General features: G+C 66.1%; 11 protein-coding genes and 1 pseudogene. 4 read left to right on the top strand and 8 right to left on the bottom strand.

What is annotated here, in order from left to right; all coding sequences use genetic code 11:
* The first annotated feature begins 9 nt into the window (after window positions 1-9).
* Both hemB and FQK05_RS26415 read left to right on the top strand, forming a co-directional pair.
* Complete coding sequence (gene hemB / locus FQK05_RS14370; RefSeq protein WP_158967997.1) at window positions 10-1008, top strand: porphobilinogen synthase; 999 nt, start codon at window positions 10-12, stop codon at window positions 1006-1008.
* Window positions 1009-1237: 229 nt separating this feature from the next.
* A pseudogene (locus FQK05_RS26415) lies at window positions 1238-2668 on the top strand (M10 family metallopeptidase).
* Between the two features lie 338 nt (window positions 2669-3006).
* Here FQK05_RS26415 and FQK05_RS14360 read toward each other — a convergent pair.
* The 3 genes from FQK05_RS14360 to FQK05_RS14350 form a co-directional block, all read right to left on the bottom strand.
* Window positions 3007-3204, bottom strand: a complete 198-nt coding sequence (locus tag FQK05_RS14360) for a YgaP family membrane protein (RefSeq protein ID WP_158967995.1) — start codon at window positions 3202-3204, stop codon at window positions 3007-3009.
* Window positions 3205-3308: 104 nt separating this feature from the next.
* Window positions 3309-3647 (bottom strand): excinuclease ABC subunit A, encoded by a 339-nt coding sequence (locus FQK05_RS14355; RefSeq protein ID WP_158967993.1) that lies wholly within the window; start codon window positions 3645-3647, stop codon window positions 3309-3311.
* Window positions 3648-3925: 278 nt separating this feature from the next.
* On the bottom strand, window positions 3926-6403 hold the full coding sequence (locus tag FQK05_RS14350; protein WP_158967991.1) for a penicillin acylase family protein: 2478 nt from the start codon (window positions 6401-6403) through the stop codon (window positions 3926-3928).
* A gap of 125 nt (window positions 6404-6528) precedes the next feature.
* Between FQK05_RS14350 and FQK05_RS14345 the strand changes: the two genes are divergently transcribed.
* On the top strand, window positions 6529-7401 hold the full coding sequence (locus tag FQK05_RS14345; protein WP_158968487.1) for an NAD(P)-dependent oxidoreductase: 873 nt from the start codon (window positions 6529-6531) through the stop codon (window positions 7399-7401).
* Between the two features lie 44 nt (window positions 7402-7445).
* On the opposite strand, the gene FQK05_RS14340 is transcribed toward FQK05_RS14345, so the two are convergent.
* Both FQK05_RS14340 and uvrA read right to left on the bottom strand, forming a co-directional pair.
* Window positions 7446-8003: a lipid-binding SYLF domain-containing protein gene (locus FQK05_RS14340; RefSeq protein ID WP_158968485.1), complete on the bottom strand. Its 558-nt coding sequence runs from the start codon at window positions 8001-8003 to the stop codon at window positions 7446-7448.
* 304 nt (window positions 8004-8307) lie between these two features.
* On the bottom strand, window positions 8308-11172 hold the full coding sequence (uvrA, locus tag FQK05_RS14335) for an excinuclease ABC subunit UvrA (protein WP_158967989.1): 2865 nt from the start codon (window positions 11170-11172) through the stop codon (window positions 8308-8310).
* A 273-nt stretch (window positions 11173-11445) separates the two neighbouring features.
* On the opposite strand from uvrA, the gene FQK05_RS14330 reads away from it, so the two are divergent.
* Complete coding sequence (locus FQK05_RS14330) at window positions 11446-11811, top strand: hypothetical protein (protein WP_158967987.1); 366 nt, start codon at window positions 11446-11448, stop codon at window positions 11809-11811.
* A gap of 10 nt (window positions 11812-11821) precedes the next feature.
* On the opposite strand, the gene FQK05_RS14325 is transcribed toward FQK05_RS14330, so the two are convergent.
* From FQK05_RS14325 to FQK05_RS14315, 3 genes are all read right to left on the bottom strand, one after another.
* On the bottom strand, window positions 11822-12994 hold the full coding sequence (locus FQK05_RS14325) for an MFS transporter (protein ID WP_158967985.1): 1173 nt from the start codon (window positions 12992-12994) through the stop codon (window positions 11822-11824).
* Window positions 12995-13120: 126 nt separating this feature from the next.
* The gene (locus tag FQK05_RS26380) at window positions 13121-14023 is read right to left on the bottom strand and encodes an SHOCT domain-containing protein (RefSeq protein WP_158967983.1); all 903 of its coding nucleotides are present in this window, start codon (window positions 14021-14023) and stop codon (window positions 13121-13123) included.
* Window positions 14024-14162: 139 nt separating this feature from the next.
* Window positions 14163-14753, bottom strand: a complete 591-nt coding sequence (locus tag FQK05_RS14315; RefSeq protein WP_158967981.1) for a 2-hydroxychromene-2-carboxylate isomerase — start codon at window positions 14751-14753, stop codon at window positions 14163-14165.
* Between the last annotated feature and the right edge of the window lie 11 nt (window positions 14754-14764).

Genomic DNA, 14764 nt, shown 5'->3' with positions numbered 1-14764 from the left:
AGATGACCCATGGACCCGCGTCTTGCCCCCTTCCCCGCGTCCCGCCCCCGCCGCCTGCGTCAGTCGCCCGCGATCCGCGCGCTGGTCCAGGAAAACACGCTGAGCGTCGACGACCTGATCTGGCCCGTCTTCGTCCGCGATGGCGTGAACGAGGAGGAGGCGGTCGTCTCCATGCCCGGCGTCACGCGCAAGAGCGTCGACCTGATCGTCAAGGCCGCCAAGGAAGCGTGGAGCCTGGGCATCCCCGCGATCTGTCTCTTTCCCTACATCGACCCGGCCCTGAAGACCGAGGACTGCGCCGGCGCATGGGATCCCGACAACCTGTCGAACACCGCCATCCGGGCGATCAAGGACGCGGTGCCCGACATGGCGGTGATGACCGACGTCGCGCTGGATCCCTACAACATCAACGGCCATGACGGGTACGTGGTCGATGGCGAGATCGTGAACGACCGGACAGTCGAGGCGCTGGTGAAGATGACCCTGGCCCAGGCCGATGCTGGCGCCGACATCATCGGGCCGTCCGACATGATGGATGGCCGCATCGGCGCCATGAGGAAGGCGCTGGAAGATGCCGGCCACAGCCGCGTCACGATCATGAGCTATGCGGCGAAATATGCCTCGGCCTTCTATGGGCCGTTCCGGGATGCGGTGGGCGCGTCCGGCGCGCTGAAGGGCGACAAGAAGACCTATCAGATGAACCCCGGCAATTCGGACGAGGCGCTGCGCCTGGTGGCGCGCGACCTGGAGGAAGGCGCCGACATGGTGATGATCAAGCCGGGGATGCCCTATCTGGACATCATCCGGCGGGTAAAGGACAGCTTCGGCGCGCCGACCTTCGCCTATCAGGTGTCGGGCGAATACGCGATGATCCGGGCGGCCGCCCTGAACGGCTGGGTCGATGGCGAGAAGATCATGATGGAAAGCCTGCTGGGTTTCAAACGCGCGGGCTGTGACGGGGTTCTGACCTATTTCGCGCCCGAGGCCGCGAAGATCCTGAACGGCTGATGCCCCGCCGCGCCGACATCCTCGCGCATTTAAGACCATCTTAAACAAGAAACGGCATCACCCCGTCGTCGCCGGTTGCAACCGGCGGCCTCGGGCACGGGGTCCTGCAGTCCGCTGACCAGACTGATGCGACCGGCGGACGGGGGTGCCCGGCGCCGAAGCAGGATCTGTCGCGTCCCGCAATACTCCCTGGCCCGGGCAACCGCCCCGCAACGGTCGGAGGGATGCCATGTCGGGCCTGGGTCATCTGACACGCTGGATCGGTGCATCGGGCGACAGCCGGATCGACGGTATCCTGGGCGAAGACGGTTGGGACACGGACCTGATCCTTTACGCCACGCCCGAGGCCGCACTGATGGAGGACCTGTGCGGCTATGGCAGTCGCGAAAACCTGAAGGCGATAACCGCCAGCGCCGATCTGCGTGCGGCGGCGCACGCCGTCCTGGACCGGGACGACGGCAACGCTGCCAATGACGGCTTCTCGGTCGAGGGCGTGACCGCCGCCGCGGTTGAACAGGCTGGCGCACCGATCGCACATCTGCGGGTCTTCCAGACCCGCGACCATGGTGACAGCGGCACCGCCTGGGCCTATCTGCCCGCCCCCGTGACCGAAGGCGGCGACATCTGGTTCAGCACTGCGCGCTTCGACTATGGCGAACCCCGGCCTGGCAATTATGCCTGGCTGACCTTGCTGCACGAAACCGGCCACGCGCTGGGGCTGGAACACGGACATGCCGACACCGACTATGGCAAGCTGCCCAAGGCGACGGATTTCATGGAATATTCCGTGATGACCTACCGGTCCTTCGTCGATGCCGACACGGGAAGCCTGAAGAACGGCGATTGGAGCTTTGCGCAAAGCTTCATGATGTACGACATCGCCGCGCTTCAATACGTCTACGGCGCCGACTTTGCGACCAATGCCGGGCGCACCGTCTATCGCTGGGAACCGGATCGCGGGCACACGCTGGTCGATGGCGCCACCGCCATCGATCCGGGCGTCAATCGGATCTTCGCCACGATCTGGGATGGCGGCGGACGCGACCGCTATGACCTGTCGGCCTATGATACCGACCTCTCGATCGATCTCAGGCCGGGCGGGCATTCGGTCTTTTCCGACCGGCATCTGGCCGACCTGGGACACAACACCGACGCATCGGGCAGTATCTAAAACACGCTGCTTTACCGGGGCGATCCCCGCTCGCTGATCGAGGAGGCGATGGGCGGCCGCGGCGATGACACGATCCGCGGCACCGCCGCCGACAACCTGCTGGTCGGCGGCCGCGGCGACGACAGGCTGCTGGGCGGCCCGGGCGACGATATTCTGGTCGGCGGGCCGGGCCGCGATGTGCTGGCCGGCGGCAAAGGGCGCGACCTATTCGTCTTTGCCACGCCCCGCGACAGTGCCGTCGCCACCGGAACCGACAGCATCCGGGACTTCACCCCGGGCATCGACCTGCTGGACCTGACGGCCCTGACCGGCGGCACCGCACATTTTCTGGGCAGCGCCGCCTACACCGGCGCGGAGCGGGAGCTGCGGATCGCCACAACCGAGGATCGGACGCAGATCTTCTATGACGCCGACAGCGACCGGCTGACCGATTTCCGGCTGGAGCTTTCGGGCACACCGCAGATCGACCCGGACGACATCCTGGTCTGACTGGCTGGTCTGAACGCGGGCCCCGGCGCTGCGGGCCGGAACGGGATCGGGGCGCGCGTCCGGGCCGGCCCCCCGGGTTGAGCGCGGCCCCGCCACTGCCACACTCCGGATCTGACCAGCCACGAACCCGCCGGATTGCCTGCGCGTTCCCGCCTTCCGCCTCGGGCGAAAACCGGGCGATGCGTTTATGGCCTGTGCCCGGCCCATCGTCACCGGGCGTTAAAAAAATGGAAATTCAATTTATATCAGCGTATTACAGGCAGAATCTCAGGCACTTAGGCCCGGGCCTTCGAACGTCACAGCGGCCGGGCCACCGTTCCGGGCGCCCGGCCGCGATTTTACCTGCGGCAGGTATTGATCCCCAGGATCGCATAGGGCGGGCAATAGCCCAGGGCCGAGGTGCCAAGCAGCACCAGTCCGACCACAAGGGCGACCCAATGAAGCCAGCCGGTGGCGGTGAAGAACACGACCAGCAGTGCGGCCCCAAGGATCGCCCGGATGATGCGGTCGACGTTTCCAAGGTTCTTTCTGAACACGAGAGGATCTCCTGAAGATTGATCTGCGGATCACCTTCAGGACACTTCTTGATTCGTGAATATGATCTGGATCATGTTCTGCACCCTGGACACGTCTTCGTGCATCAGTTCAGAAGCGTAGACAGCGCGCCGATCACCGCCAGGATCTGGTTGGTCTGGTTGTCGACCCGGTAGACCGTGCCGTTCTGGGTGTAATAGACATAGCCCGGGTCCAGACCATAGCGGTCGGGATTGTAGAGACGCTCGTACCGGCTGTCGATGTGCCCGCGATCGTATGTCCGGTCGTCATAGCGCGGGTGGGACTTCTTGGCGTGGCCGGGGGGCGTGCAGGAAGCGCTTTTCTTTGCGAGCCCCGGGGGGCATCCCTGCGGTCCGGCCACGGCGGACAGCGGCATGGCGATGGTGGCAAGGCCAAGGGCAGCGGCGCCGAGAATGCGGAACATGGGTCTTCTCCTGTTATTCGCGTTATCCCGAATATAACGCGGCAGGCCGGACTTCCGTTCCCACACCGATGCGTGCAGGCGGTTCCTTGCGACCGCGGCGGCCGGGATCGGCGGGTTCCCGCGGGGCGCCGGCCCCACGGGTTGGGAGTGCCACGCCGGGCCGGTGATTTTGGGATCAGGGAAGCCGGGCGCGCGCCTTCGCGCAGGACCCTTCTATTCTTTCCAGATACACCCGAGGCCCCCGGCAGTGCGGCATCAGGACCCGCCGCGACGCCGCTTCATTCCTCGGGCTTCAGCACCGTGATGCCGACGGCACCGGCGCGGGCCAGGTCCTCGTCCAGGGACATCGGGATGTATTCTCCCCGACGCCACAACTGGCCCAGGTCGTCATAATGTCGCGACAGGAAATGGCCGGACTGGCCGGTAGCGGTGATGAAGACGGAACTGTCGGGATCGGCGAAGTCGTAGACGCCCCTGTATCCCGCGCCATGCACGTTCAGGAACGGGTTCCGGCCTTCGCCCGAGGTGCGGCCCCGCATCAGCGTGTTGTCCCCGCCCGAGGTCGACTGGCGAATGTTCACGAAGTTGCGCAGGATCGGGACATTGCCCAGCACCTCGTGGTCGTGCGTGGCCTGGTGGGCATCGCCCCAGCGCAGGGATTCCAGCGCCGTGCCGTAGTTCTCGCCGATCCACAGCAGCGCGTCGTCCAGCGCCATGCGGGCCATGTCTGCACAGGTCTCCTCGATCGTCGACTGGCGCACGTCGCACCAGGCCGATGCGCCGTCGATATCGCGAAAGACGCGTTCGATGAAGATCGGGTCCAGGTGCTTGAACTCGTCTGCCAGGGGCCCGAGGTCGTCGCGGATCAGGCGTTCCTGCAGGGCGCGCATCCAGGCGGCATAAATCAGCGGTTCCGGCAGGTGTTCGTTCATCTCGCCGTTCCAGTTGGCCAGAAGTTCCAGCGCGATCTGCCGCTGGCGTTCCGGCGTGCCCGGGGGCGCGGCCTCCTGCGTGTACCACAGGTCGCTGCCCACCAGTCGCAACAGCGACCGGGCCGTAAAACTGACCGTGTCCAGCTGCGCCTCGATGAAGCTTTCGCGGGTATGGACCTCGCGCGCCTGCATCAGGCGGCGCCAGCGGTTGATCCGCTGCGTGTCGCCATAGACGAAGGAGATGTGGTTGGGGAACGGTCGTTCGACCATCTTGTTGTTGGTATGGCCCAGGATACCGCCCACCGGATCGACGAATTCCGGGTTGGACGCATAGGGCATTGTTCCCTGCCAGCGGTTTTCCATGCGCCAGCCGGGTGTGGGCAAGCGGCCCTCGCTCTGGTGGCGGGGATCGCGGCGGGGTACGGCACCGATCAGCTTCATCGCGTTGTGGTCATGATCGACCAGCGACAGGACCTGGGACGGCGCGACAAAGCGGTCGGCCTCTTCCAATGCCTGGGACACGTTCTGTGACGTCATGATGCCGATGGCTGCCGACATCGTCGTGTCATCGGGGCTAAGCGCGGTCCACGCGACCGAGGCGACGTGGCCGGGCGGCGTGATGGTGCCCAGATTGTAATGTGTGCCAGGCAGGACGGGGCCGTTTTCGGTCCAGCGCAGGGTCAGGGTGATCGGGGCCTCGCCCTTGATCTCGACGATCGACGGGCGCGTTTCGAACGGCTTGTAGCCGTCGGGCGTCAGGTATTCGTCCCGATTGTCGGGATTCAGCTTCTCGATATAGACGTCCTGGTCGTCGAGATAGGAGGACGTGATCGCCCAGCCCAGCCGCGAGGAGCGTCCAACCATCACCGTGGGTACGCCCGGGATCGTGCCGCCAATGACGCCGCCGGTCCTCAGTTCCAGACGTGCCAGATACCAGATCGTGGGGGCAGAAAAGCCCAGATGCGGGTCGTTGGCCAGAAGCGTGGACCCCGTGGCCGACCGCGAGGGGCCGGCGGACCAGGCATTGGACGCCCCCGCCAGCCCGCGGCGCGGAAAGGGAGAAAGCATGCCCTTGGACAGGTCGGTGCCTTCGGCATAGCGGGGAAGACCGGGGAAGTTCTGCCGGAACAGTTCGGTATATTCGGGAAGGGCCGCGATCCCTGCCCCTGGCGCGTCGGGCAGGATGTCCATCAGCCGGGCCGGGTCTTCGAGCATCAGGGCGGTGCGGGCGCGCAGCACCTCGTCCTCTAGGTGGCTCGACAATTGCAGGGCCATGACCTTGATGATGGCCAGCGAATCCGCCGGGCGCCAGGGGGCGACGGGGGTGTTGAACAGGAACATTTCCGGCGCCCCGCGGCCCAGGGCGCGGTCGTTGATTTCCTTCAGGCGGGCATTCACCCCCGCGGAATAGGCGGTCAGCGCAGCTTTGGTGTAATCGTCCTGCGCCGCAACGGACTCTTGCGCCAGGCGATAAAGATCCAGCCGGCGCAGCAGCTTGTCCAGATCGACCGTGGCGGTGCCGAAGACCTCGGACATGCGGCCCTGGGCCACCCGACGCAGGGTCGTCATCTGCCACAGCCGGTCCTGCGCATGGGCATAGCCCAGGCCGAAGAACACGTCCGGATCGTCCTGGCCGAAGATATGCGGCACGTCGGCATTGTCGCGCACGATCTCGACCGGGGCGGTCAGGCCCGCGACCTCCAGCGTCTTGTCGTAATCCGGCAGGGACCGGGATGCGAAATAGTAGACCAGAAAGACAGACAACAGCGCCAGCACGATCAGCCCCGTGGCGATGCGAAGCAGCCATCTGAAGATCACGGGCATGAAAGTCCCCCTGTCGTCCATACGCCCGGTCCGGCCGTGTCGGACATGGACGGCCCGCACTTGGAGAGGACCGGTCCGTGGGCTAGAAGTGGCGGTACTGATAAACCGGATCCTGGAGAATGACGATGGCGAAACTGGCGTTTCTGGGCCTTGGCGTGATGGGCTTCCCGATGTCCGGCCATCTGGCGAAGGCCGGACACGAGGTCACGGTCTACAACCGAACCACGGCAAAGGCGGAAGCCTGGGCGGCCGAGCATGGCGGCGCCTGGGCCGCGACCCCGGCCGAAGCCGCGAAGGGGGCCGAATTCGTGATGGCCTGCGTCGGCAACGACGACGACCTGCGGGACGTCTGCACCGGCGGCGGCGGTGCCTTTTCCGGGATGGACAAGGGCAGCGTCTTCGTCGACCACACCACCGTATCGGCCAAGGTCACGCGCGAGCTGCACGAAGTGGCGGCGGCAGCCGGCATCGGCTTCGTCGACGCCCCGATCTCTGGCGGGCAGGCCGGGGCCGAGAACGGCGTCCTGTCGATCATGTGCGGCGGCGAGGAAGCACAGTACGACCGGGCCGAACCGGTGATGGCCGCCTATGCCCGGATCTGCCGCCGGATCGGTGGCCCGGGCGCCGGCCAGATGACCAAGATGTGCAACCAGATCGCGATCGCGGGCCTGGTCCAGGGCCTGTCCGAAGCGCTGCATTTCGCCGAGAAGGCGGGCCTGGACGGTCGCGCGGTGGTCGAGGTGATCAGCCAGGGTGCCGCAGGCAGCTGGCAGATGGCGAACCGCTATGAAACGATGCTGGATGACCATTTCGACCATGGCTTCGCCGTCGACTGGATGCGCAAGGACCTGGGGATCTGCCTGGCCACGGGGAACGAGACGGGCGCCAGCCTGCCGGTGACGGCGCTGGTCGACCAGTTCTACAAGGATGTCCAGAACATGGGCGGAGGGCGCTGGGACACGTCCAGCCTGATCAAGCGGCTCCGCGCCCTGGGCTGACCTGACCGTCTTGGCGGGGCCGGACAGGCCCCGCCGGATGCGGGTCAGGGAATGATCCGTGTGTACTTGGTGCCTTCCAGCGTCGCGCCGACCAGCAGGCCCGCGCGGCCGAAGATCGCCACCAGCACCGGTGTGTTCAGCGTGGCGGAATCCGCCTTCACGCCATCGCCCTTGTCGGCCAGGACGTATTCAGCGTCGGCGCCCACGGTCCAGCCGGAGGAGCGGCGGAAGTTGGACAGAGCGGCCGGGGTCATGAAGAACAGCACGTGGGCATATTGCTGGGCGCCGATCTGGAAGCCGGCGCTGCCCTTGATGGCCGAGTAGTAGTCGACCGTCACGCCGTCGACCCGCAGTACGCCGCGGCCATAGCCGCCACCCAGGCCGAACCCGGCCTCGGTCACCAGCGGCATGACCAGCATGCCGGACGACTTCTGGGCCAGGATCCTGGTATTGGGGTACTTGCTGTACATCTCCGCCAGCGTCGCGTCGGCGCGGGCGTCGATGGTGGCGGCAGCAGAGTTGCCGACGCCGTTCCCGCAGGCCGAAACCAGGGACAGTCCCGCCAGCGCGGCGGGTGCAAAAAGGGCAAAGCGGCGCGACATCTGCGCGCGAGACGGGGGGGCGGCCGCGGGCCGGGAAAGGTCGGTCATGGGATCAGCCTGTATTACCTGATGTGATCTACTGCTCTGGCCGTTTTCGGCCTTGGCGCAGACCATACAGGCAGAGGTGGACCAAGTCACGCCCGACAGTGCACGAAACGCGAACAACGGCCCGGATGGCAGGTCGCCGGCCGGGACCGGGCGGCGTGATCCCCCGCTGAGGTGGCGGTGCGTGCAGAGCACGCACCCTACGGACCCCGCCGCCACTCGGGCTTGGGGTCCGTCCTCTGCGCGCAGCGATACCGGCCTATTCGGCCGCCACGCGCTTTTTCTTGGGGTCCAGCAACGGCCCAAGATAGTGCCCGGTGTGGGACGCTGTCACCTTGGCCACCTCCTCCGGCGTGCCGGTCGCCACGACGGTCCCGCCGCCATCGCCGCCTTCGGGGCCGATGTCGATCAGGTGGTCGGCGGTCTTGATAACATCCAGATTGTGCTCGATCACCACGACCGTATTCCCCTGCTCCACCAGTTCGTGCAGCACCTCCAGAAGCTTGCGCACATCCTCGAAATGCAGACCCGTCGTCGGTTCGTCGAGGATATAGAGCGTCTTGCCCGTCGACCGCCGCGCCAGTTCCTTGGACAGCTTCACGCGCTGCGCCTCGCCGCCCGACAGGGTCGTCGCCTGCTGGCCCACCTTGATATAGCCAAGGCCAACCTGCATCAGCGCGTCCATCTTTTCCCGGATGGACGGCACGGCGGCAAAGAAGCCTTGTGCATCCTCGACCGTCATGTCGAGGACGTCGGCAATCGACTTGCCCTTGAACTTGATCTCCAGGGTCTCGCGGTTATAGCGCGCGCCCTTGCAGGTCTCGCACGTGACGTAGACGTCGGGCAGGAAGTGCATCTCGATCTTGATGACGCCATCGCCCTGACAGGCCTCGCAGCGGCCGCCCTTGACGTTGAAGCTGAAGCGCCCGGGCTTGTAGCCGCGCGCCTTGGCCTCGGGCAGGCCCGCGAACCAGTCGCGGATCGGCGTGAAGGCGCCGGTATAGGTGGCAGGGTTGCTGCGCGGCGTCCGCCCGATGGGGCGCTGGTCGATGTCGATCACCTTGTCGAGGTGCTGCAGGCCCTTGATCGTCTCGCAGGGCGCCGGCGTCTGCCGTGCCCCGTTCAGCCGCATGGAGGCCGTCTTGAACAGCGTCTCGATCGTCAGGGTCGACTTGCCGCCGCCCGACACGCCGGTCACGCAGACGAACTTGCCCAGCGGGAAATCGACCGTCACGTCCTTCAGGTTGTTCCCCGTGGCCTTCACCACGGTGATGGCCTTGCCGTTCCCCGGCCGCCGTTCCGCGGGCACCGCAATCTCGCGCGCGCCCGACAGGTACTGCCCGGTCATCGAGGCAGGGTCGGCCGCGATTTCCTGCGGGGTGCCCTGGCTGACAATCTGGCCGCCATGGACCCCGGCACCGGGGCCGATATCCAGCACGTAATCGGCCTCGCGGATCGCTTCCTCGTCATGTTCGACGACAATCACCGTATTGCCCTGGTCACGTAGCGATTTCAGCGTGCCCAGCAGGCGGTCGTTGTCGCGCTGGTGCAGGCCGATGGAGGGTTCGTCCAGCACGTACAGGACGCCGGTCAGCCCCGACCCGATCTGGCTGGCCAGCCGGATCCGCTGGCTTTCGCCCCCAGACAGCGTGCCCGACGACCGCGACATGGTCAGGTAATCCAGACCCACATTGTTCAGAAAGCCCAGACGCTCGCGGATTTCCTTCAGGATGGCGCGAGCGATCTCGTTCTTCTGGGCGGACAGGTGTTGCGGCGCCTCCTCGACCCAGGCCAGCGCTTCCTTGATCGACAGCTGGACCACCTGGCCCACATGCAGGCCGCCGATCTTCACAGCCAGCGCCTCGGGCTTCAGACGGTATCCGTTGCAGGCGCCGCAGGGACGGTTGTTCTGGTAGCGTTCGAATTCCTCGCGCACCCAGTTCGAATCCGTCTCGCGATAGCGGCGTTCCATGTTCGGGATCACGCCTTCGAAGACGCGCGTCACTTCGTAGACCCGGCCGCCGTCGTCGTACCGGAACTTGATCTCTTCCTCGCCCGATCCGTACAGGAACATGTCCTGCACCTTCTTAGGCAGGTCCTTCCACTTGGTCTGCTTGTCGAAATCGAAATGCTTGGCCAGCGAATCGATGGTCTGCAGGAAATAGGGCGATTTGCCCTTGCGCCAGGGCGCCAGCGCGCCGTCGGCAACCTTCAGCGCCGCATCCGGCACCACCAGCCGTTCGTCGAAGAACAGCTCCACCCCCAGACCGTCGCAGACCGGGCAGGCCCCGAAGGGCGCGTTGAAGCTGAAGAGCCGCGGTTCGATTTCCGGAATCGTGAAGCCGGACACCGGGCAGGCGAATTTTTCGCTGAAGGTGATCCGTTCCGGGTCCCCTTCCGACGGCGCGGTTTCCAGCACGGCGATGCCGTCGGCCAGGTCCAGCGCGGTGCGCAGGCTGTCCGCCAGCCGTGTTTCCATGCCCTCGCGCACGACGATCCGGTCGACGACCACGTCGATGTCGTGGCGGAACTTCTTGTCCAGCGTCGGCGGCGTGTCGAGCTCGTGGAACTCGCCGTTCACCTTCACGCGCTGGAAGCCCTGCTTGCGCAGTTCCAGGAACTCCTTGCGGTACTCGCCCTTCCGGTCCCGGACGATGGGGGCCAGAAGATAGGCGCGCGTCCCCTCTTCCATGCCCATGATCCGATCGACCATGTCCTGGACCTGCTGCGCCTCGATCGGCAGGCCCGTGGCGGGGCTGAAGGGCGTGCCGGCGCGGGCGAACAACAGGCGCATGTAGTCGTAGATCTCGGTCACCGTGCCGACGGTGGACCGCGGGTTCTTCGACGTCGTCTTCTGTTCGATGGAAATCGCCGGCGACAGGCCGCTGATATGGTCAACGTCGGGCTTTTCCATCATGTCGAGGAACTGCCGCGCATAGGCCGACAGGCTTTCGACGTAACGACGCTGCCCTTCGGCATAGATCGTGTCGAAGGCCAGGCTGGACTTGCCAGACCCGGACAGGCCCGTGATCACCACCAGCTGATCGCGGGGGATGTCGACGTCGACGCCTTTCAGGTTGTGTTCCCGCGCGCCGCGGACCGAGATGTGCTTCTGTTCGCTCATGAGACCCTCGTCGAATGGTTCAGACATAGGTCAGCGCCGGTGAGTCTCCAACCGAAAAGTGCGAACATATCATGAACGGCGCGGCGACTCGGGGGATGCGCATAGGAAAGGCGAGCCGCAGGCGAAAGGCGCACGAAAAGCGTGCATCGCCTGCGGTCACGGCCGCCCCCATCGGCAGAAGCCCGCAAACCGGGCCGCGATCACGCGTCCATGATGTGACCGTGTGCGTTGTCTTTGCGATGCTCGACAGCGGAATCGGAAAAGGAGATCGACATGCAACTCAGCAGACGTGGCCTCCTCGCCCTGCTGCCTGCCTTGACCGGCGCACCGGCCTTTGCCCATCACGGATGGCGCTGGACGGACGAGAACGAATTCGAACTGATCGGGGTGATCACGAAGGCGGAACAGGGCGCGCTGACGCTCGACGCCGACGGCCAAAGCTGGCGGGCCGGGATTGGGCGGGCCGGGATCGGGCGGGACTGGCCCGAGGGCCTGACGGCCGAGATGCTGGAGCCCGGAACCGAGGTGACGCTGATCGGCCGCCGGGACGTGGACCAGAAGGCGCTGCGGATGACCGCGGACCGGATGGTGCTGGACGGCACCGTCCACGACCTGGACGCGCGAACGGTGACCGCCTGATCCGCCCGGGTCAGGCCAGCGCCTGACGCGCGCGCCGGCGCGCCATCGCGGCGTGGACGGCAGCGCCCCCGGCAAAAAGCGTGACGGCAAAGGCCAGGAACCCCATAAGACCCGCACCGGCCACCAGCGCGGCCAGGATCGGTGTGCCGAAGGTGGTGCCGATGTTGCCCATCTGCGCCAGCGCGCCATTGGCCTGTGCCTGCCCGCGTGCATCCGGATTGATCTGCGGGATCGCGGTGAAGGACCCGCCCTGCACAAGCCCCAGCGCTGCCGACAGCAACAGGTAGGCCCAGCCCTGCCCCGGCAGCGCGGCGATCAGGCCCGCGGCGCAAAGACTGGCCAGGAAGCCAGCCTGCACCACCCGAACGGCCGGGAACCGGCGCAGCAGGAAGACTCCCAGCGTCATCGAACTGGTGATGCCGACCAGTGGCAGGGCCGCGAAGGTGGCGGCGCGGATCTCTTCCGGGACGAAGGGGGGCATGATGGTCATGATCGCCAGGTACGACCCGGCATAGAACACCCATCCCAGTGCCGCGGCATTCCGGAAGGGCGAACGATAGATCTCCACATGTTCGGCCAGGATCCGGCGGATCGACAGCGGCTCGGCCCCCGGTCCGATGATGTCCTTGGGCAGAAGGATGAAGATCAGGACCGCCATCGCCGCCATGTAGATGGCGTGGGCGGCATAGAGTGCCGCGACCCCACCCACGGCGACCAGCGGCAGGCCCAGCCAGACCAGCAACGCAAAAGCCACGCCGAAGAAGGTGGACCAGAGCGACAGGGTCAGGCCGCGGTGCCGCGGGGCGGAAAGCTGCGCGATCAGCGTCGGCGCGGCCACGACGATGGCCAGATGCGAGGCCCCTTCCACCGCACGCGAAACCAGGAACAGCCACAGAGGCGGCAGCAGGGACTGGAACGCCGAAAGCAGTGCGCCCAGCAGCAGGGCCCACAGAAGCGCCCGCCGCGAGCCCGTGCGCGCGACAACCAGCCCCGCGACCACGCCCAGCACGATCCCCGCGGATCCCACCAGCGAAACGGCGAAACTCAGCGCCGCGCCGGTGCCGCCATAGATCACTGCAAGATCGGGATAGGTGACGGACACCTTGCCGAATTGCGCAGCCGCCCCCAGCCCCGCGGCCCATAGGCCGATCACCGTGCCGAAGGCTGTGCCTGTCCTGTCCATGCGGCCCGTCCTGCCCTTCGAAACCCGGCTCTACGTCCGGGACCGGTGCCAAGCCGGTTACGAACCGGCTTGAAAGCGCATTTCAATGCGCTTCCCAAGGCCCTTGCAAGGGCCCCAGGCTTGGCGTCAGAGCCGGGCCAGAAGTTCCGTCTTCTTCGCCGTGAATTCCTCGTCCGTCAGGATGCCCCGTTCCCGCAGACTGCCCAGACGCTCGATCTTTTCCAGAATGTCGTCCTCGGACTGCACCGCCGGGGCGGCTGGGGTGGCCGGGGCCGGCGCGGGCTCTGGCTGATACGAAGGCTGAGGCGCGGATTCTGCAGGCTGCACGGGCTCCGGCTGCTGCACGGGGTCCGGCTGCTGATAGGTCGGCTGCGGCGCATGGGGCTGCGGGGCGGCCTGCGGGGCCGGCGCCACGCCATCGACAGAGATCACCGGCAGGTCCGACGGCCGGTATGTCCCGAACTGGCTGGAAAAGGTCAGCCCGTCCGTCGCCAGCCCGCTTTGCTGCTGGCCGAAGCCGCCGATCTGGTGATCGCCCGCGTCATAGACGGTGGTCCGACCGCCGATGGACACTGCCAGCCGGCGGGTCGACGGAAAGAACGCATAACGCATGTCGTTCTGCGCGCCCTGGCTGGAAGGCTGGCCCAGATCCGCCGGCCAGCTTTGCTTCGGATCCTGCACGAAGAAACTTGAATTGCCATAGGCCTGGTTCTGGAACCCGCCCTGGTTCTGGCTTTGAAAGCTGCCGACCGGCTGGAAGACGCTGTCGCTCCGCAGCGCGTTCGACAGGTCGTTGCACAGCGCGTCGACCCGGCCCTTCAGGAAGTTGTTGAACATGTCGCCAATCATGATCATCCCGCCCATGGACCATTGCCCCATGCCGCCGAATTCCCAGTGATCGAACTGTGCCTGCGTGCCGCCGCCATTGTTCACGGCAATCAGCATGTGCGTCACAGCATCTTCGCTGAACCCGTGCCGCGCCGCCAGATCGCGAACGATCGCCTGACCTGCATTACTCAACTGTGCCATGTCGTTCCCCCGGTACGGGACCCGTTCCCCGAGTCCCCCAATCGATTCGCCGGGGACCTAACATGGATGGCCCTGCGGCAACACCGGCAGGGCCCGACCGGTCACGGAACTGAAATGTAGACACCCCCCTCCCGGGCCGTCAGCCCCATTCTCCCTTGGCCCACAGGACGGCATCGTCCAGCCGGTCGTCGCCCCAGAACAGCTCTTCGCCGAAGGCGAAGGTCGGCGCGCCGAAGACACCCAGCGCCATCGCCTCTTCGGTCTGGTCCCGAAGGGCCTTCTCGAACCGTGCCGACTGCGCCTTCTGCAGCACCGCCTCGGGATCTTTACCGATTTCCTCCAGGCTGTCGGACAGGTTCGGCTCTTCCCCGGCCGCCTGCCCCTCGTCGAACCAGCGGCGGAATGTAACGCGCGTATACTCCTCGACCCAACCTTCCTCGACCCCGACCATCGCCACCTGATTGGCCAGGACCAGCCCCCCCAGCGGATAGGGTGCCGGCAGCACGGGAGTCAGCCCGTAACGCTGCGACCGCCGCTCGATATCCCGCCACATGTAGCTGGTCTTCTCGGGTGAACGCTGCGCCACCCCCGCGGCGAGTACGACATGGCGCACGTTGAACGGCCGCCAGGTGAACGACACACCAGAGGCATCGGCGACATCCGCCAGCCGCATCACGCTGAGATAGCTGTAGGGACTGCCGATGGAGTACCAGAAGTCGAGATTGGGCATGGGGTCATCCG

Source organism: Chachezhania sediminis (genome assembly GCF_009765275.1).
GTDB classification, from domain to species: domain Bacteria; phylum Pseudomonadota; class Alphaproteobacteria; order Rhodobacterales; family Rhodobacteraceae; genus Chachezhania; species Chachezhania sediminis.
Note: the sequence above shows the minus strand (reverse complement) of the source record. Positions and strands in the feature narration are given on the sequence as shown.